This is a genomic window from Pseudomonas sp. HP_08 (assembly GCF_055284095.1).
This window is the reverse complement of sequence record NZ_JBTOQC010000051.1, coordinates 284,534-303,977: the sequence shown is the minus strand read 5'-3', so window position 1 is coordinate 303,977 and position 19,444 is coordinate 284,534. Positions and strand designations below refer to the sequence as shown.

Below are 19,444 nucleotides of genomic sequence, written 5' to 3'. Positions count from 1 at the left end.
CTGCTGACCAGATAGACGCGTTTCGACCTTGACATCATGCAGTGTCGAATCCGCTGTGGTTACCACTGGCGACCGATCTATGGGAAAGCGAACACCTACCGCCACACGGAGAGTGATATCATATAGACATCAATGCACAGCATTCGAATCAGATGCTTTATGGAGTAAGCATGATAGACCCAAGTTCACTTACTAGAATATATAAACAATATGGATTTGAATCTGCGAAGTGCCGAGAGGATGGAATATATGTTTACACCATTAGGTCCGGACACTTTCATAACGCAGATATTGTAAAAGTCAACGGCAATGGAGATGAAGAAAAAGTATTCGACGAATTTAAAAGATCCGGCTTCGCATGTAAAATACGCAACTATGAAAACAACTCCTCAGTAGAGCAGGAGCTTTTCAAGGGCTTCTTCTCGGTAGAGTCGACAAAGTCTCGCCTAGACAAAGAGTATGAAAAACATGCAGACGCCATTACTAAAATACACTCTGACGAGGGTGTATATTCTTACATAAACTCTAACTACACCATCAATGAAAAGCCAGGCGAAAATGATGTAGTTCAGGAAATCTTTTCAAGACTTTCCGTAAGAAAACCAGTGCTATTTTTAGTTGAGGCGGCGGCTGGCTTTGGAAAAACATGTACTGCTTTTGAGTTACTAAAAAAAATCACTACATGCTCAGCTGACAAAGTTCCTCTTTTTAGTGAGCTATCTAGAAATCGCCAAGCAAAAATTTTTCGATATGTATTACTTGACGAAATTGATCGTAGCTTTCCTCTCCTCAGTTCCGCACTTGTAAGGTCTGAAATCCAAAACGGGAACGTTCCTGTTATATTGGATGGCTTTGATGAACTTCTCCACCAAAGCAAAAACAAAGAAGGTGATGGTTATGACAACACTGAGCCAATGCTTGAAACAATTGGGGAACTATTAAAAAACTCCGCAAAAGTAGTATTGACTACTCGTCGAACTGCTATTTTCGATGGAGATGAATTTCATAGCTGGGTTGAGTCTCACAATGAAGATTTTGAGATATATAGAATTAGAATAAGTGAACCAACTATTAATGATTGGATCCCACCCAACAGACTAGAAGAGCTTAGAAAGTTAAAATTTCCCATCGACAGACTAAATAACCCCGTACTACTATCTTATATTCGGTGCATCACGGACCAGCAATTTACAGAGGCTGTACAGTCACCGGACTTGATCGTAGACAAATACTTCAACTCAATGTTGGAGCGGGAGCGTAAGCGCCAAGATCTAAGAGTGTTACCGGGCGATCAATACAAAATACTCAAGCACATCGCCAAGGACATGATGGCTTTAGACTACACCTCAGAATCAAGAGATTATATCTCAGAAGTAATTTTTGATGGATTTAGCGACTTACTTGATAGCACACGCAAGCAATATCCGGCCGATGAAAGACCAACCTTGGATGAGCTGGTAACCAAACTGGCTGGCCATGCACTTCTAGACAGAAGCTCAGATGATGGGCAAGGAATTGGATTTGTAAATGAGTTCGTACTAGGGAATTTTTGTTCAGAATTAATTATAGAAGATACTACTGGTGAATGGGTTGGAAGCGCTAGATTTGTCGAACCTTCAGTAGTGGCTACCTTGCCGAGATCTAACATTCGACGTGAAACATTCTGGCAGTCCATAAAATTCTTTTTAGAGTTTCTTCCTGCGAGTGACAAGCTTTCGTTTACGATTAGTTTAACTGGCAATGCAGATATCGAACTGTCAGATAGCGCGATAGAAAACCTCGAAATAGGCGCCGTCGAGTTAGGCGCTATTGAAATTATTAAAAATTATCTATTTATTGGCTGCGCGTTCACCAATACTTCCTTCAACACTTCCAACCTTCAAAATGTCACATTTGTGAATTGTAAATTCTATAGCTGCACAGTTAATCATCAAGGCATTTTTGGTGATATATTTACTCGCGGATGCCACAGCGATACGGAAGGTTTTTTAAGTCAACTATCTCAGTCTGACGAAGCAAATGAACTACTGCCGGACTTAAATGAATCTGTTAAAGCTCAAATATACGTACTTGAAAAATTCTGGCCTCGTGGACGTCCTACATTCACTAAGCACCGCCCTATACGGGTTATCTGCGCTTACAATAGCTTTTTTTCTCAAGAGCAGATATTGGCGGCGATTTCAGAGCTGAGAAATAAGCAGTTTCTCCTTGAAGGAGATAAAATTAGCTTCCTAGAGCTAAATATGACGTTTATTCCTGAGATAAAAGAACTGCTGGGAAAGTCCTAAAATGTATAACTCCTCCGAACTTCGTATCGCAAAGCAGTTGCAGGATATTATTGAAGCTGAGCTAGCCAAACTCGGCTTGCTGTGCCGAGTCTTCTCTAGATCAAAATCTGAACACTCGATCGCAAGCAAAATCAACAGAGAGCCTGGAAAGTACAGCCGCAATGGAAAAAAGATCCAAGATATATTCGGCATACGCATCGCCCTTTATTTTTTGGACGACCAAAAAATAGCAATCGACACAATTAAAAATATTTTCATCTATGATGCTAAATCGTCAACCATTGATTCTCCAAATGGAAGCAGCTTCTCTGCAACGCGATGCAACTTAGTGTTTAGACTCCCAGACCATATAGCCGAGACCAGTAGCATATTTAAAAAATATGATTGCATTGACAGGACGTTTGAAGTACAGATCAGAACGATCTTGTCTGAAGGCTGGCATGAAGTAGAGCATGATCTGAGATACAAATGCAAAGAGGACTGGGAAAGTCACTCAGACCTAGATAGAGCACTTAATGGCATTTACGCCAGCTTAGAAACTTCAGACTGGAGCATGCTGAAGGTCCTAGAAGATTTGGCGTACCGGCACTATAAACAATCTGAATGGACACAGATGCTTAGGGCAAAATTCCGTTTGAGATCGAACGGCACAATTAGCCCGAAAATCACTGCCATCTTAGATGAAGATCTTGGAGTTGGTAAATCCATCTATAGAGTGGATAGAAAAAAGCTGATGGAAAAATTGTCCAATAGAAAAATATCCATCCCAATCACTCCTGACAATATCGTTTACTTGTGTAATTATTTTTTTATAAAATCAGAGAAGATAACAGCCGCCACTCCACCTCCAATAATTGATATATTTGAGGAGTCACACATGGAGACAGAAACTTAGGACCCGAATTGGCAACTACTTACAAAATCAGTTGATCCTTGATTACGATACCATTGAGTATTTTCGGGTGTCCAACCGCCGAAAGACTGATTTCGGCGAAGGCTTCCTTTCGCGACCGTCCACTTTGGATCTGAAGCGGACATAGTCGAACATCCGTTAATGGCGATAGATACCAAGTGGTGATGGGCGGCTTTTAATCGTTTTGGCTCAATCAGTAGATTAAACGTGGCAAATTTCACATAAAGAAAAGATTTTCGGAAGGTATTACTATCGACGAGGATCGTTAATTCCAGCATTCTTCAGACCAATACGCAAGAGGAGCGGCAATTGCATAGAGCTTCTCACTCACAACCTAATTTAATAACACAGCTCACACAAAATGAATATTCTAAACCCCTTCAAAAAAAAACCTAATACACCCACTACATCTGAATTGCAAAAAATTGAAATTCTCTCCTTAAGCAAAACAGAGAAAAATAGGAAGCTACCAAAAAAATCAGTTCCAGAATTCTCCAACACACATAGATCCATAATGGAAATCTGGAGCAAAATCGGGGCAAAGTCCTGCATCGTTGATAAAGACACAATTTTCTACTCAGGAATTCGTTCAAGATCGCCTATCGTGGATATTAATAAGCTCTTTAAAAGCCGCAACAATTTATGGATGTCTCAAAGTGCTTTTTATGCCGGCGAATATTGCTATCGCGACGCTAGCTCAACAAGCTATTTCGCACTGTTAAAACTCCGCATTACTCAACCTACTATTTTCCTAGAGTTCCCAAACGGATTCCATCCAGCCACCGCTTTTTTTGTGTACAAAGAAACTGAATCCGGATTCGAAGCTGACTATTCTATCCCTCCAAGATACGAGTGGTTCGAACACGGGCAAGCCGACCACCATATAGATGTCTACTTTCGCGACATTGTAAAGAACGGCAACTTTAAATCCGACCCAATTGGCCACATACGAAGAACTATAAAACATGAACTTGGCGCAACTCCTGGAGAAATAATAGAACTTTATACTACAGACTTAAGCGCCATTAAGATTATTGATTGGATCGTGCCGCCTGCGACAAAACCAGAATACATTAACTTGATTGGTTCCAGCCAAGTCAATGCTGCAAAAACGCTATTTTCATAAGCTCCAACTTCTTCAAAAAAGCCCTTTCAATAAGATAGGCTTTTTGACAAGCAAAAAGGGGATATATATTACTCACCGTCGACACTCTGTGCCTGTGATATCTGAGTTTTTTACACTCTGGAGCACCTCAAAAAAACCAAGTTTCGGTATCCGAGGCTGTACTACCAGCGTCTTGACTCAGGTAGGCCTGCTCCCAAGTTCACTTTGTCTTCCGACCAAAAACATGAAGCGAAGCTAGACCAGCTCAGTGATTCACTCGCAGTAGTGAACGCGCACGTTGATTGCACTGCCATCGCCGCCAAGATTGACCGCTAAATTCCAAGACCCAGCAGGGTCAAGAGCGGTTGGCCGTCATATCCCACAGAACTCATGATTCGTTTGCTTGCGCTTCAGCAGCTTTCAACCTGTCTGACGAAAAGGTCGAGTACCAAATACTTGACCGTATGAACTTCCAGCGCTTTGCCAAATTACTCAAGACGGGTTTGATCCCGAATCGCAACATGCTCTAGTTTTTTCGTGAGTAGTTGATCAAGTCCAAGGAAGCCCCCCAAAAACAGCCCTAACGTCGTTGCAACCAAATGCGCAGATACTATTTCGACGGTGGTCATTGCCGGCCATTTGAGTCGCAAACAGTCTTGGTCGGCTAGCTAATAAAGAGGGATTGGACATCGACTGATACGCGCCTATCCCTCGACACCAAGAGATGCTCAGTAGCAGGATCGCAACTGCCAGAAACAATTGACTAAGATTCTGCCTGCATCTGGAAAAGCTTCTTCACCTTGCTCATGAGATGGGTATCGCAGAATTGCTCCATATCCAACACAGACACTAAGGACTTAATCTGCGCGTCACTGCGGTGCTCGAACGACATCACCTTCTCAAGCTGATCCGCCGTCAGGTACCGCGCTAAATACTGATACGGATTCAGCCCTGCAGGCACATGCCCGAGAATAAGACTCCACTTCATTTGCTGATTAAGGCCTTGGTGAATTCGCTTGTACTCGAAGTATTGCTGTAGGAGACCAGCATATTGGACGAGCACGGCACCCTTGAGCCACTCGTAAAAAGATTTCACCTGTTTTTTATACTCAAAAAGCGTAGCTCCTATATCAATGCTTTCCCCAGCATTTTCGATAAACAGCTTGGCCTCAGCTTTCCAGCCGTCCCAGGCGAGTAAGTCCTCACGCACAACCACAAACCGAGCAACCCGCCCGCCTTTTTCAAGGTCGTAATTGATCACCCAATCCGCCGCCACAATCCGTCTGTGAGAGTTGTAATTTCGAAGATCCTGAAGAAACCTATGCAAGCCCGGTGTAGCAAAATAGGCTTTCAACTTATCATCGTATCCTGCGACCGGCCATTTTTTATTGAAAATCCTAGAGACCTCTACGAGAGCCATCACAGACGTCGTAGTGTAAAACAGCTTCCGCTTAACTTCCTTACAAAAATACTCCGAATCTACTTTGTTTGTCTCTTCCCAAAAGCCTGAATCCTTTGTTCTCTCCGAAAACAAGCTGATTACCTGAAACAACTCATCTGCGCTAGTCTGAAAAACCCACACTGTATCATCCAGCTCTTCTACTGCATTCCAAAGACGTCCACCTGCGGTATCGTCAATTGTTCGTTGGGCCTCTCCAATCTTATTCATTATCGCAGCGCGAATATCATCTACCGACCACGGTTCGGGGATAGTATCTAGGTAACGTGTCATAGAGATCCTAGTGGCTTGCTGAGAAAATTCCTGCAGCCTTAATACCAAAAAAAGAGCACCAATACAACGTCGGCTCTCCACTCAACCTAAATTTTCTAACACGACGTCCTTACAAACTCTGCGTCAACAGCGGCCATTTGTGAGTTACAGCTATCGGCCGATTCTATTGAAAAATATGGTCCTTCCAGACTACACCATGCTACACGCTATAAAAATGACAATTTTTCGAGCCGTTTCGCGTAATCTTATTCCAGAATTCCTCGGGTCAAAATGAGGTTTTCAATCTCAAGCGCATACTTTTCTGCGGTGGAATGCCATCGCCGAATTTTTCAACAGAGTCGGCCAAAAGCGGAAATTCTAGAAAAGCCGTATTTTCCCAATTTGAGCGAATATGACTTTTAGAAAGTAGAAGCGACGCCGCTCCTACTTTTTGTGAAGCAACAAGAGATAGAATTTTTCTTGCTATAGATTGAATACCTCAATTGCTCTCGACATAGTTTTTGTACCCACGCCCTTAACCTTGGACAACGAATCCTTATCTAGCCCTCCAAACTGGAATCGCGCCTTGATGATTTCTTTCGCAGTACTTCTACTCACATCCAGCAATGCTTCAATCTCATCAATGGTCGAGACGTTAATATCCAGAGTAGTCATAGTCCTTTGGGATGCATCCATATATTCCAGAAGGCCTGCAATTATGAGACATATATGAAAGACAGCCTTGACAGCTTCTACCTGCTCAACATCAGCGTGAACGCTTTTATTAATTATTTTTTTGTTTTTCAAGCCATGAGCCAAGAAAGTCCACATGTGCCTTGGCTAAATCTCGATTACTTTCTGATTCAATAGCATTATGCATAAAAGCTCAAGTTTATTCACATACTGTCCCTGACCAAGGATCCGCCCTTTATGGGGGGGTTGATTTGCAGGGCAAAGCTCGTCAGCCAGGCCCTCGAGAATCCGTCTACATGATGTAAGTGCTTGAGACCACTCTTCGGCCTTAGTCGCGGATACTGAACGAAAAGCTATCATGAGCTGCTCAGCCAACAATGGGTTCAGATCAAAAAGCTTGTCATCGATAATTGTTTTTAATAAATCAAAGCTACTACTGATCGCTCCCGAAAAACGCAATTTATTATAAAGCTCAGTAGCAAACTCATGCGCCTTCCTGCGAACATAACCAAGGTGGTTATACAGAGGTGTTTTATAATAGACCCCATCGTTACCTTTCTTGATGCGAGCAAGATCAGAGTACCGTTCCTCGACAAACTCAATACTCAAATAACCGCCACCTGCGGCACTATTTTTCAGTATTAGCTCTTCGGTAACAAAGTGCAGCTTGCGCTTTATGCCAAGCTTTTCAAGCTCTGAGACAACCCTATCAATTTCTTGCTGCTTAACCTCTTCACTGAATGGTCGCCTTTAGTCACAGCAGCCAATAGCTTTTTCAATTAGCCAACATAATTATGATCACCAAAATGAATTTTGCACCATACTTGCTTGAATATCGACTTTATCAACCAGCACTGCTGCGCGCGATAATTTTTGCACTGACGAAAAAACCGAACCCTTTGGCGACTCCAAACCCTTTAAAACCTGCTCTAATAAATTCAAAGCTTCAGCTTTTTACGTCATAGCCCACTCGCAAGACAAAAAATTAAAATGGATTTTTCTTTGCAAATAGTACGCAAATTACAACCACTGAGATAGAGGCGACTTACGTTGAACATCATTCATGCTTTGGTTGAATACATCTGGCTAAATATATCCATGAGCACACTCAGCCTCAATCGATTCTGGCCGATAGCGTCCTACCGGGCGCCTTGCTGTTTAGCTATAGAAAATCATTGCCCCTCAGCACAGCTGAGTCGCTGCAACAAAACCAATCCCAAACCCGCCGCCACATCCCCCGCCCCCTCGGCACCTCCGCCACCAAACACGGCATATCCCGCCACCTCACCCAGCTCTCATTCTTCCACTGCAACATCAACAACGTATTCCCCAACCACTCCAGCCGACTCACATCCGGCTCTTCCACCATCCGCTCCGCCCGCTTGTGCAGCTCCGGCAGCACCTCATGCGTCAACCATTGCCGCAACGCCCGGTTCTCCGGCACGTAATGATGAATCAACAAAGCAAACACTCCGGATTCACTAATCATCAGGCATTTTTCCCAAATGCCATGACATTCAAGCCAGGCCGTCCGGCGTTGGTCAGGATCGAGTTTTATCGTGCAGCGTTCGTCGAGTCGCACGCCCATCAGGCGGGCAAGGTCGGGGAGGCAGAACCAGGCTTGGCCGTCGTGGCGGATGGTGCGCAGGCGGCGGTGATGGCGGAAAAAGCATTCAGCGGGGTAGAGCTCCAGAATTGGGGCGCTGGGAGTCAGATTTTGCATAAGCGGCATTCCTTCCTTGTGAATGAGGAACTGCCACGAATCGTCGCCAAACAATGGGTGACAGCTGCACGCAGGTTGGCGAACCGGAGTAGAAGGCAACCCGGCAGGCCCGAAGGCCTCCCACGTGCAGCCGCCATGACACGATTTGCGCGCGCGGTTATGCGCTTGCGATCGTGCTGTAGCACTGCAATGCCGACTATTTACGGGTCGCCAAACCCGCCTCGCTGATTTGGCAGCGAGAGGCGCGCAGGTTAACGAAGCAAGATAGTCATCACAAGTGATGGCAGGTTATTACCGGGTGATTACAGATATTTCAGAATCGGGCTACAGAGGTGCGGGTTGGTTTGGGGGTGGCGAGGTTTGTGAAACGCTGGAATCTAACGGCTGCTGACTTGTCATCGTATCCAGTGATTGATCGCGTGTTCTGCCGAGTGGTGAACTGTCTTGGTCGCGACCGAGCGGCTAAGCGCGAATTGTTTAAATGCTGAGAATTTACGACTGCTAGGCAGCCGTTAGCGGCGGCCCGGTATTCCGGCAGAGCCCCAGCCACAGGCTAATGCCGATCAGTCAAGATGGTTTGCGCCGATATTTAGCCTGGCACCGAATCCATAGGAGTGAATCGGATCGCCGCCCGGTAGCTTGCGGAAGGGCCCGTAAAACCGGCACATCGGCTGTGTTTGTAGTGCAGCATTCGCGAGCTTGCGCTCACTCCTACGGATCCGTGTTTTGCCTTGACTGATCGGCATTACTTTTACAGGCCTGTTTTTACTGCGCTGTTGTCTGCGCTCAAATCCTCCGCTTGCGATTCAACGCCGGAATGGTGGTCGCCGGAATGGCTTGTTGTTCCACTTGCCGCCGTGTCTGCGCCGCCAATGCCTGCAAGGTCGGGTGGCTGAACAAAGTTCTGGCATCCGCATGCAGCCCGGCCTGTCGCAACCGTGCAACCAGGGTGACAGCCAGCAGCGAGTGCCCGCCCAGTTCGAAGAAGTTGTCGTCGCGCCCTACCCGTTCCACGCCCAAAAGCTGTGCCCAGACGCGGGCCAGGATGGTTTCGACCTCGCCTTGCGGCGCTTGATAGTCGCGGCTGAGCAGTGCGTGTTGATCCGGGGCCGGCAACGCTTTGCGTTCGACTTTGCCGTTGGGGCTCAGTGGCAGTGCGTCGAGGGTGACGTAGGCGGAGGGCACCATGTAGTCGGGCAGTTGCGCCAGTACAAAGGCGCGCAGGGCTTCGATGCCGGGTGCGGGCTGGCCGGGTTGCAGGGTGAAGTACGCCACCAGGCGTTGTTCGCGCAGCATTACCACGGCTTCGCGCAAAGCCGGGTGTTGGGTCAGGCGGGCTTCGATTTCACCCAGTTCGAGGCGCAGGCCGTGCAGTTTGACCTGAAAGTCGTTGCGACCCAGAAATTCGATCTCGCCATCGGGGCGCAGGCGCACCAGGTCGCCGCTGCGGTACAGGCGGTCGCCGGGCACGAAGGGGCTGTCGATGAAGCGTTCGCCGTTGAGTTGTGTCAGGCCGCGATAGCCGCGCGCGACGCCGACGCCGCCGATGTGCAGTTGGCCGCTGACGCCGTGCGGCACCGGACGGTCCTGGGCGTCGAGCACGTAGACGCGAGTGTTGGGCAATGGCCGGCCAATCGGCAACTGGCTGTCGGGCAGCGGCGCGTCGGGTTCGAGGGTGAAGGCGGTGCTGTCGACGGTGGTTTCGGTGGGGCCGTAGACGTTGTGCAGGCGCACCTGCGGCAGGCGTTCGCGGACCAGACGGGCCAGCGCGGCGGTGAGTTCGCCGCCACCGCACACGACGTCGGTCAGGCTGTGGCACTGTTCGACGCCGTCGGCTTCGAGAAACTGTTGCAGCAGCGCCGGCACGAATTTGACCACGCTGATGCGTTGCTCGCGCACTTCGCGCACCAGGTAATCGGGGTCGCGGTGACCGTCGGGGCGCGCCAGCACCAGGCGCAGGCCGGCGCTCAGCGGCCAGAAGAATTCCCACACCGAGCCGTCGAAGCTGAACGGGGCTTTTTGCAGCAAGGCGACCTCGGCACGCGGCGCAATCAGTTGCGAGCCCCAGCGCACCAGGTTGCACAGGCCACGGTGCTGGAGCATCACGCCTTTGGGCGTGCCGGTAGAGCCGGAGGTGTAGATCATGTAGGCCAGGTTCGAGGCGCTGAAGTCTGGCAACTGCGGGTCATGTTCGGGTTGTGCGTGCCAGTCGCAGCGGTCGAAGTCGAGCAGTGTTCGATCATCCGCCACCACGCGCTCACGGGTCGCCGCGTGCACCAGCACCGCCACCGGGGCGCTGTCGTCGAGCATGAAGTCGAGGCGTTCGGACGGGTATCCGGGGTCGAGCGGCACATACGCGGCGCCGGCCTTGAGAATGCCCAGCAGGCCGATGACCAGTTCCAGCCCGCGCTCGACACACAGTCCGACCCGGTCGTCGGGCTTTACACCCAGCGCGATCAGGTGATGGGCCAGGCGGTTGGCTTGCTGGTTCAGGGCTTGATAACTCAGGCGGCTGTCGCCGGCTTGCAGGGCGATGGCGCGTGGCTGGCGGCGCACCTGCTCTTCGAACAGCGCCTGAATGCCCTGCTCCAGCGGCCACTCGACGGCGGTGGCGTTGTAGTCCACCAGCCACTGGCGGCGCTCGGCTTCGGGCAGCACCGGCACGTCGCCAAGTGCGCGGTGCGGCGCTTGCGCCAGTGCGTCGGCCAGGCCCAGCAAGGCGCTGCGCAGGTAGTCGAGCACCCGCTGCGCGCCAATCTGACGCGGCACTCGCGCAGTAATGCGCAAACCGCTGGCGGTGTCGTCGACCGCGAGCATCAAGGCGTAGCTGACCACTTCGGTGCTGCTCAGGCGGTCGATGCCGGGCAGTTCGGGCTCGGGCTGCGCATGGCGGTAGTTGAGCAGGCTGTTGAACAGCGGCGTGCCGGCCGCCAGTGCGCTGCAGCGCTGGGCCAGCGCCAGGGGCGCGTGTTCATGGGCGAGCAGCGCCGCCAGCCGTGCATGGGTCTGCAAGGCAGCGGCGCTGACGCTTTGCCCGGCCAGGTCGATGCGCAGCGGCAAGGTGTTGATGAACATGCCCAGCGCCCGGTCGGCGCCCTCGCCGGCCAGCAGGCGGCCAAGCAGCACGGTGCCGAACACCACGTCCTGGCGCCCGGCCAGGCTGCCGAGCACGTGCGCCCACGCAAGGTGAAACAGGCTTGCCGTGCTGACGCCCCACTGCCGCGCCTGGGCACGCAGTTGTTCGCTGAGCGCATCGTCGAGCCAGGCCCGCGCCTCTTGATGGTCGCGGTCGTCCAGCGGGCGTTCGCGCAGGTCGAAGGCCAGGGTTGGCTCGTCGACATCGCCGAGCAATTGACTGAAGAACTGCTCATGCCCGGCCTGACGGTTGGCCGCGCCGGCCTGCGCCACATAGTTGCGGTACGGCACCGGTGCCGAAAGGCTGGCGCCGGCGTCGTGCAGCAGGGCCTTGATTTCTGTCATCAACACAGCGGTAGAGGTGGCGTCGTTGATCAGGTGATGAAACTGCAACAGGCCCAGCCAGCGCGGCTGGTCGGGGTCTTCGGCACAGGCCAGGGCCATCATCGGCGCACGGCGGATATCCAGCGGGCGCACGCCAGGCTCGAAGGCTGCACATAACTGCCCGATGGCATCGCCTGACGCCAGGATCAGGGTTTCGATCGGCAGCAGCGCCTCGCGCCACACCACTTGCACCGGTTGTTCCAGGCCTTCCCAGAACAGGCTGGTGCGCAGAATGTCGTGACGCGCGATGACCTGTTGCAGCGCGGCAATAAAGGCATCGAGGCGCTCGCGGCTGGCAAAGGCAAAGACCGCCTGTTGTTGGTAGGGATCGCGCTGGCCGGCGGTCATGTGGTGGTACAGCAGACCGTGTTGCAGCGGCGCCAGCGGGTAGATTTCCTGCACATTGGCCGCGCCGCCCGGCACGCTGGCAACGATGCGCTCGATGCTGGCCTGGTCCAGCGTCAGCAGGGCCAGCGTGTCCGGGGTGATTTGCGTGCAGCCGGCCGGCACGCGATTGCCGGGCACGTCTACCTCACGGTCGCTGCTGACGGCTGCCGCCAGGCTGGCCAGGGTTGGCTGGCCGAACAGCACCTGTACATCGGCGCCAAGGCCCTGGCGGCGCATGCGCTCGACCAGTTTGACCGCCAGCAACGAATGCCCGCCCAGTTCGAAGAAGTGATCCTCGCGGCCGACCTTTTCCACGCCCAGCAACTCGGCCCACAGCGCGGCCAGCAGGATTTCGACTTCCCCTTGCGGGGCCTGGTACTCACCGCGGATCGAGGCGTCGATGCCCGGTGCCGGCAAGGCCTTGCGGTCCAGCTTGCCGTTGGCGGTCAGCGGAAAGTGCTGCAAGCGCACATAAGCGGCGGGCAACAAAGCGACGGGCAGGCGTTGTTTCAGATGCTGGTGCAGGTGCGCGACAGGCAGCGGATGGTGGGCAGTGAACCAGGTCAGCAACTGGCCGTCGCGCACTAGTGCCACGGCCTCTTTGATTTCCGGGTGGCTGGTCAGCGCGGCTTCGATTTCACCCAGCTCGACACGTACGCCACGGATCTTGACCTGATCGTCGTTGCGGCCCAGGTACTCGAGATTGCCATCGGCCAGCCAGCGCACCAGGTCGCCGGTTCTGTACATGCGCGCCTTGGGTTGCGGGCTGAACGGGTCTTTGAGAAAGCGCTCGGCGCTTAGGTCGGGACGATTCAGATAGCCACGGGCGACGCCGGCACCGCCGACATACAGCTCGCCGGTGACGCCGATCGGGACTGGATTTTGCTGTTCATCCAGCACATAGGCCTTGGCGTTGGCCATGGGTTTGCCGATGTGCAGCGGCTGGCCTGCTTGTACCAGGCCCGAGGTGGCGACGACGGTGGCTTCGGTCGGGCCGTAGTTGTTGACCACCTCGAAGCGCTGGTTGTGCGGAAACTGGCGCAGGCGGTCGCCGCCGATCAGCAAGGTGCGCAGGGTTGGGTGTGGTGTGTCGTGATTGAAGGCGTACTCGGCGATGGGCGTGGGCAGGAAGCTGACATCCAGCGGCTGGGCGCGCCACCAGTTGAGCAAGGCATCAATGTCTTCGGCGCCGTCCTGACTCGGGGCCAGATGCAGGGTTGCGCCGCTGCACAGGGCTGGCCAGATTTCCCAGGCAGTGGCATCGAAGCCGAAGCCGGCGAGGCTGGAGGTGTGTGTGCCGGGTTTCAGATCGAAGGTCTGGCAGTGCCAGTCGACCAGATTCGACAAGGTTTGATGTTCGACCATGACGCCTTTGGGGCGGCCGGTGGAGCCGGAGGTGTAGATCACGTAGGCCAGTGTGTGGGTGGCCTTCGCGGCTAAAGCCGCTCCTACGACGGACCGCATTTTTCGCGTAGGAGCGGCTTTAGCCGCGAAGAATTCACCACGGTCCAGATCAATAACCGGCACAGCCAAGTCGGGCAAGCGTCCGCGCAATGCGCGGAGGGTCAGCACCACTTTTGGCTCGCTGTCCGTCAGTAAATACTCGATCCGCTCCTGCGGATGCGCCGGGTCAATCGGCACATAGCCGGCCCCCGCTTTCAAAACCGCCAGCAACCCGACCAGCGTCTCCAGCCCGCGCCGCGCGACGACGGCGATACGGTCATCCGCCTGAACGCCCAGCCCGAGCAGGTGCAGCGCCAGCCCGTCGGCCTGCCGGTTCAGTTCGCCATAGGTCAGCGGCTGCCCTGCATAAACAGCCGCTACAGCGTCTGGCCGTGCCTGCGCCTGTTGTTCTATTCGCTGGTGAATCGTCAGCCCTTGCGGATAGGCGGCCCCGGTCTGGTTCCATGCGTCTATCTGCGCCCGCTCATCCGGCGTGCTCAAGGTGAACGCCGCCACGCACCGTTGAGGATGCTCCAGCGCCTGCTCCATCACGTGCATCAACCGGTCGGCCAGGGCCTGGACTTCATCGGCCTGGAAATAGGCCTCGTTGTAGACGAAATGAATCCAGGCCTTGTCGTTGTAGCGGTTGCTGCGCAGGTGAATGGCCAGCGGTGTCGGCTCGTGGCGGTTGGAAACCTTGACCGTGTGCGCCACTGCCTCGCCATAGCGGTAGTCGTGGTCGTCCTGTTCCCAGGACACCGACACTTCAAACAATTGTGCGCGGTCTTCGCGCAGCAGGCCCAGGGCGCGGTTCAGCTCGCTGAGCGGCAGGCGCTGGTGGCGAAAGTCCTGGCGCAGTTCGTCGCGCACCCCGCGCAGCAGTTCGGCAAAGGTCAACTGGCGGCCGAAGCGCAGGCACACCGCGCTGACCTGGGCGAACAACCCCAGCGTGGATTTGAACCGCGCCCCGGCACGGTTGAGGATCGGCAGGCCCACCACCCATTCGTCACGTTGGGCCGTGCCGCTGAAATACACATGCAGCGCTGCCAGCAACACCTGAAAGGCCGACGCCTGATGCTCGCGCGCCACGTGCTGCATGCGCGTGTGCAGCTCGGAGCAGAACGGCTGCACCAGCGTGTGGCTGGGTGTCGTCTGGCTGGAGGTTGCACGGTAGCGCGGGGTCAGCAGCGGGTCGGGAATACTGGCGTATTTGTTCAGCCACCAGGCGCGGTCCTGGGCGTGGCGCGGCGAATCCTGATAGCGCGTGTCGTCGGCGATGAATTCGATGTAGGACGGTGCGGCCGCAGGTGCTGGCTGGCCGGCGCTCAGGGCGCTGTAGATCTCGCCCAGCGACTTGAGCATCTGGCCGAAGCCCCAGCCATCGAGAATCAGGTGGTGGGCCTGGGTGGCGAGAAAGTGGCGCTGCGCATCGAGACGGATCAGGAAAAACCGAAACAGCGGGCTGCTGTCGAGCGCGTAGCTACGGCGCATCTGTTCCTGGATCAGCGCTTGCGCTGCGCTTTCGGGCGCGTCCAGCGACGAGCAATCGTAGTGCGGCACGCTCACCGGTACGCTGTCGGCAAAGGTCTGCAAGGGCAGACCGTCAGCACCGGCCCCCGGCAGCAGCACGGTGCGCAAGGCATCGTGGCGGCTGACCAGGTGCTCCACGGCACGCTGCAACAATGCCGCATCCAGCTCGCCGTTGAGTTCCACATAGCCGCCGATGTTGTACAGCGGCGAGTCGCCACGGCTCAGTTGGTCAAGCCAGATATCGCGCTGGGCGCAGGTCAACGGCAAGGTCGGGGTGGTGACAGCGACAGGCAGGGCAGCGCAAAGGAGGTTCATAAGGTCCGTCTCATATGATTCTGCGCCGGATTTAAGCACCGCCCCCAGGTACTGCATGCCCCCCGAAACCCGGACAGTTGTAAGGTTCTGCAGAATAGGCGACCCGATTCGTCTGAAAAGGTGTCGCCACGTGTCCCTGTTTTCCACTACAGACGCAGGCCAAATGCCTGGGATTAAATCGTCGACGAAACACGAATACCGCCGGGCCTTGGCTCGACTTCAAGGATGATAAACAGATGAACCTCACCGACCGCATTCGGGACGTCCACAGCCCGCAGTTTTATCTGCAACTGGGTGAGCTGATTTCCAGCACCGGCAGCGAAGCCTTTGCCGCCCATATGTTCCGCCTGATCGACCCGCTGGTGCCGATCAAATGGCTGGAACTCAGTGAATGGATTCTTGATGAGCGCCAGGCCTGCGGCGTGATGCAGGTCAAGCCGTTGGGCCGCGCCGGCCCCCCTTCGCAGCTGAGCACAGAACAAACACCGATTGACCGGCAGGAACACCTGCTGTTGCCCAACATGCTGGACATGGACGATTCGCTGCTGATCCAGTTGCGCGCCCCGGTGCAGCCGCGTGCGCAGCACGAAAGTGCCCATCAGTGCAGCCTGGTGTCGCGCAGCGGCAATCGGCGCTGCGTCATTTCGCTGTACCGCACGCCAACCCAACGGCTGTTTTCCCTGTCGGAATCGTCGTTTCTGAAGAACCTGTCCGACACCCTGTTGCCGCTGATCGAGCGACATGCGCAGGTCGAACGCCAGGTCACCGCGCGCAAACCGGGTTTGTCGTTGCGTAAACAGCAAGCGTTGCCGCTGCATCAGGCGTTCACCGAGCGCCTGGCGCTGGGCGAGATCACCTTGTCGGCGCGTGAACAGGAAGTCTGCCTGGGCTTGTTGACCGGCGGCACCGTGCCGCAGATGGCAGAAAAGCTGAAGGTCAAGAACAGCTCGGTCGAAACCTACCTCAAGCGCGCCGCCGCCAAGCTGGGCGTCAGTGGCCGGCATGGCCTGGCCAAGTGGATGGCCGGCGTATGAAGCGCTTGCCCATCGTGGTGTTGGCGATCGGTCTGGCGGGCTGCTCGCTGATTCCCGACTACCAGCGCCCGCCCTCGCCCAGCCCCGATCAGTACCCGCAAGGCCAGGCTTACCCGGCCAGAGACGCCGCGGCCAGCACCACGGGCGACTGGCAGCCCCTGTTCCATGACCCGCAACTGCGCCGCCTGATCGAACAGGCGCTGGTCAATAATCGTGATCTGCGGGTGGCGGTGCTGAATGTTGAGGCGTTTCAGGCGCAGTACCGGATTCAACGCGCTGATCTGCTGCCGGCGCTGTCGGCCAACGTCACTCAATCGCGCCAGCGTGTGCCGCCCAGCCTGACCGGCACCGGGGAGCCTGCGATCAGTAGCAGCGCTTCGGCGACGCTGGGCATCAGTGCCTATGAGCTGGACGCCTTCGGCCGGGTGCGCAGCCTCAGCGAACAGGCGCTGTTGACCTGGCAGGCCAACGAGCAGTCGCGGCGTGCGGTGCAATTGAGCCTGGTGGCCAATGTCAGCCGTGCCTGGTTGACCTGGCGCGCCGATCAGGCACTGCTGGAAGTGACCCGCCAGACGCTGACCGCCGACGAAGACACCCTGCGCCTGACCCGTCGCAGCCGCGAGGCGGGCAGGCAGTCGGCGCTGGAACAGGCCCAGGCGCGCACCCGCGTCGACGCCAGCCGCGCCAATCTGGCCCGCTACCAGCGCCAGGTGGCCCAGGACTTGAATAACCTGAGCCTGCTGGTGGGCATAGCGGTACCCGACAACTTGCCAGCGATTGGCCTGGACACTGACCCGATCGCCTCGTTGCCCGCCGGGCTGCCCTCGGATTTGCTGCAACGACGCCCGGACATTCTGCAGGCCGAATTTCAGCTGAAGGCCGCCAACGCCAATATCGGCGCGGCCCGGGCGGCGTTTTTTCCCAGCATCAGCCTGACCGCCAACGCGGGCACCTCCAGCACCGACCTGGCCGGGCTGTTCAAGGGCGGTTCGGGAAGCTGGACGTTTCAGCCGCAGATCAACCTGCCGATCTTCAATGCCGGCAGCCTCAAGGCCAGCCTGGATTACGCCCGGCTGCAAAAAGAGGTGACGGTGGCACAGTACGAAAAGTCGATTCAGACCGCCTTTCAGGAAGTCGCCAACGGCTTGGCCGCACGCCAGACCTACCAGGCCCAGTTGCAGGCGCAACGCGACCTGGTCAAGGCCTCGGAGGATTACTACCGCCTGGCCGAACAGCGCTACAGCAATGGCGTCGACAGCAGCCTGGTATTTCTTGATGCCAAGCGCTCGCTGTACAGCGCCCGCGAGGCGTTGATCGGCGACCGCTTGGCGCAGTGGGTGGCAGAGGTGGATTTGTATGCCGCGCTGGGCGGTGGATGGGAGGTGGCGGCACTGCACGAAGCGCCGCTACGCTAGAACCAGCCCTGACAACTGCCGCTGCAGAAACAGCCAGTCGACCCAGAAGAGCTGGTGCGCAATCACAATCAGCCAGAACACCAGTTGATACGACAGCTTGCGGGTCTTGTGCCGAAACAGTTGCTGGGCGAGCAAGGCCCCAGGCCAGCCGCCCAGCAGTTCGATGCCGTGCAGCAGGTTTTCCGGGGTGCGCTGGCCGCCCTGTCCGGCCTGGCGTTTGTCGTGCCGGTACAGCAGCAGCGCCAGCAGGCTGGGCAACAGGTACACCAGCGCCGCCAGGCGAATGCCCTGTTCTTGCCACAGGCTGAACAGCCCGGCCACCGGCAACCCGCACAGGATCAGCCAGACCAGCAGCTTGAGCCCCGGCGCGCGTACCGCCTGGCGCGCCGGAGGTGCAGTGCGCGAGCGCGCCATCAGCCTTGCGCCGTGGACCAGTCGACCCAGCCGAACAGCCAGGTGGCCAGGATCAGCAGGCCGAAGGCAATGCGGTACCAGGCGAACAGCGCATAGCTGTGGCTGGCAATGAACTTGAGCAAGCCGCGCACAGCGATCATCGCGAAGATGAACGACACCACAAAGCCCACGGCAAACACCGAGAAGTCTTCCGGCTGGAACAGGTCGCGGTACTTGTAGCCTGAGTACACCGCGGCGCCGACCATGGTCGGCATCGCCAAGAAGAACGAGAACTCGGTGGCCGCCTTGCGCGACAGGCCGAACAGCAGGCCGCCGATGATGGTCGAGCCGGAGCGCGACGTGCCGGGGATCATCGCCAGGCACTGGGCGAAGCCGATTTTCAGCGCGTCTTTCCAGGTCATGTCATCGACCTGCTCGACCTTGATCACATGCTCGCGGCGCTCGGCCCAGAGCATGATGATGCCGCCGATCACCAGCGCCACGGCCACGGTGATGGGGTTGAACAGGTAATGGTGGATCCAGTCGGCAAACAAGACGCCCAGCACCACGGCGGGCAGGAACGCCAGCAGCAGGTTACCGGTAAAGCGCTGCGCCTGGCGCTGGCGCGGCAAGCCCACGACCACTTCGAAGATCTTGCTGCGAAACTCCCAGACCACGGCCAGAATCGCGCCGAGCTGAATGATGATGTTGAACGCCATGGCCCGTTCGCCACCGAAGCCGATCAGGTCGGCCACGATAATCTGGTGACCGGTGCTCGAAATCGGCAAGAACTCCGTCAACCCTTCCACAATGCCCAGTATCAACGCCTGGACAGCGACCCATGCATCCATCATTCCCCCATACGGCGCAGCCATCCGCTGCACCGGTCAGTCTTGTGGTTGGTCCAACGATATGCGAAAGCAATAAATACCTTCCGCGAAGGGCGCAAATGCTAGCAGACCCTCAGGTGGCGCG

General features: G+C 55.4%; 12 protein-coding genes. 5 read left to right on the top strand and 7 right to left on the bottom strand.

Annotated elements, in window-relative coordinates; genetic code table 11:
- The first annotated feature begins 170 nt into the window (after positions 1 to 170).
- From ACYAS9_RS27860 to ACYAS9_RS27850, 3 genes are all read left to right on the top strand, one after another.
- Complete coding sequence (locus tag ACYAS9_RS27860) at positions 171 to 2,288, top strand: NACHT domain-containing protein (RefSeq protein ID WP_463571685.1); 2,118 nt, start codon at positions 171 to 173, stop codon at positions 2,286 to 2,288.
- A gap of 1 nt (position 2,289) precedes the next feature.
- Positions 2,290 to 3,183, top strand: coding sequence for a hypothetical protein (locus ACYAS9_RS27855; protein WP_463571684.1), 894 nt, complete (start codon positions 2,290 to 2,292; stop codon positions 3,181 to 3,183).
- Between the two features lie 379 nt (positions 3,184 to 3,562).
- Positions 3,563 to 4,327 carry a hypothetical protein gene (locus ACYAS9_RS27850; protein WP_463571682.1) on the top strand — a complete coding sequence of 255 codons (765 nt, stop codon included), beginning with the start codon at positions 3,563 to 3,565 and terminating at the stop codon, positions 4,325 to 4,327.
- Positions 4,328 to 5,069: 742 nt separating this feature from the next.
- Here ACYAS9_RS27850 and ACYAS9_RS27845 read toward each other — a convergent pair.
- The 5 genes from ACYAS9_RS27845 to ACYAS9_RS27825 form a co-directional block, all read right to left on the bottom strand.
- Positions 5,070 to 6,038, bottom strand: coding sequence for a hypothetical protein (locus ACYAS9_RS27845; protein ID WP_463571681.1), 969 nt, complete (start codon positions 6,036 to 6,038; stop codon positions 5,070 to 5,072).
- Between the two features lie 462 nt (positions 6,039 to 6,500).
- Complete coding sequence (locus tag ACYAS9_RS27840; RefSeq protein WP_463571680.1) at positions 6,501 to 6,836, bottom strand: ComEA family DNA-binding protein; 336 nt, start codon at positions 6,834 to 6,836, stop codon at positions 6,501 to 6,503.
- Between the two features lie 21 nt (positions 6,837 to 6,857).
- On the bottom strand, positions 6,858 to 7,319 hold the full coding sequence (locus ACYAS9_RS27835) for a hypothetical protein (protein ID WP_463571679.1): 462 nt from the start codon (positions 7,317 to 7,319) through the stop codon (positions 6,858 to 6,860).
- 553 nt (positions 7,320 to 7,872) lie between these two features.
- Positions 7,873 to 8,433 carry a BRO-N domain-containing protein gene (locus ACYAS9_RS27830; protein ID WP_463571678.1) on the bottom strand — a complete coding sequence of 187 codons (561 nt, stop codon included), beginning with the start codon at positions 8,431 to 8,433 and terminating at the stop codon, positions 7,873 to 7,875.
- 786 nt (positions 8,434 to 9,219) lie between these two features.
- Complete coding sequence (locus ACYAS9_RS27825; RefSeq protein ID WP_463571677.1) at positions 9,220 to 15,627, bottom strand: amino acid adenylation domain-containing protein; 6,408 nt, start codon at positions 15,625 to 15,627, stop codon at positions 9,220 to 9,222.
- Positions 15,628 to 15,863: 236 nt separating this feature from the next.
- On the opposite strand from ACYAS9_RS27825, the gene ACYAS9_RS27820 reads away from it, so the two are divergent.
- Both ACYAS9_RS27820 and ACYAS9_RS27815 read left to right on the top strand, forming a co-directional pair.
- The gene (locus ACYAS9_RS27820) at positions 15,864 to 16,661 is read left to right on the top strand and encodes a helix-turn-helix transcriptional regulator (RefSeq protein ID WP_463571675.1); all 798 of its coding nucleotides are present in this window, start codon (positions 15,864 to 15,866) and stop codon (positions 16,659 to 16,661) included.
- Positions 16,658 to 18,076, top strand: a complete 1,419-nt coding sequence (locus ACYAS9_RS27815; RefSeq protein ID WP_463571674.1) for an efflux transporter outer membrane subunit — start codon at positions 16,658 to 16,660, stop codon at positions 18,074 to 18,076. The genes ACYAS9_RS27820 and ACYAS9_RS27815 overlap by 4 nt, the downstream gene beginning before the upstream one ends.
- Here the strand turns inward: ACYAS9_RS27815 and ACYAS9_RS27810 are convergent.
- Positions 18,068 to 18,493, bottom strand: a complete 426-nt coding sequence (locus tag ACYAS9_RS27810; protein ID WP_463571710.1) for a DUF1294 domain-containing protein — start codon at positions 18,491 to 18,493, stop codon at positions 18,068 to 18,070. The genes ACYAS9_RS27815 and ACYAS9_RS27810 overlap by 9 nt on opposite strands.
- Entirely contained in the window at positions 18,490 to 19,320 is an 831-nt protein-coding gene (locus tag ACYAS9_RS27805) for an undecaprenyl-diphosphate phosphatase (RefSeq protein WP_463571673.1), read from the bottom strand. Before ACYAS9_RS27805 ends, ACYAS9_RS27810 begins: the two co-directional genes overlap by 4 nt.
- Positions 19,321 to 19,444 lie beyond the last annotated feature (124 nt).

Coding starts and splice junctions, on each gene's coding strand:
- ACYAS9_RS27860 (WP_463571685.1), top strand. CDS start 171: ATGATAGACCCAAGTTCACTTACTAGAATATATAAACAATATGGATTT.
- ACYAS9_RS27855 (WP_463571684.1), top strand. CDS start 2,290: ATGTATAACTCCTCCGAACTTCGTATCGCAAAGCAGTTGCAGGATATT.
- ACYAS9_RS27850 (WP_463571682.1), top strand. CDS start 3,563: ATGAATATTCTAAACCCCTTCAAAAAAAAACCTAATACACCCACTACA.
- ACYAS9_RS27845 (WP_463571681.1), bottom strand. CDS start 6,038: ATGACACGTTACCTAGATACTATCCCCGAACCGTGGTCGGTAGATGAT.
- ACYAS9_RS27830 (WP_463571678.1), bottom strand. CDS start 8,433: ATGCAAAATCTGACTCCCAGCGCCCCAATTCTGGAGCTCTACCCCGCT.
- ACYAS9_RS27825 (WP_463571677.1), bottom strand. CDS start 15,627: ATGAACCTCCTTTGCGCTGCCCTGCCTGTCGCTGTCACCACCCCGACC.
- ACYAS9_RS27820 (WP_463571675.1), top strand. CDS start 15,864: ATGAACCTCACCGACCGCATTCGGGACGTCCACAGCCCGCAGTTTTAT.
- ACYAS9_RS27815 (WP_463571674.1), top strand. CDS start 16,658: ATGAAGCGCTTGCCCATCGTGGTGTTGGCGATCGGTCTGGCGGGCTGC.
- ACYAS9_RS27805 (WP_463571673.1), bottom strand. CDS start 19,320: ATGGATGCATGGGTCGCTGTCCAGGCGTTGATACTGGGCATTGTGGAA.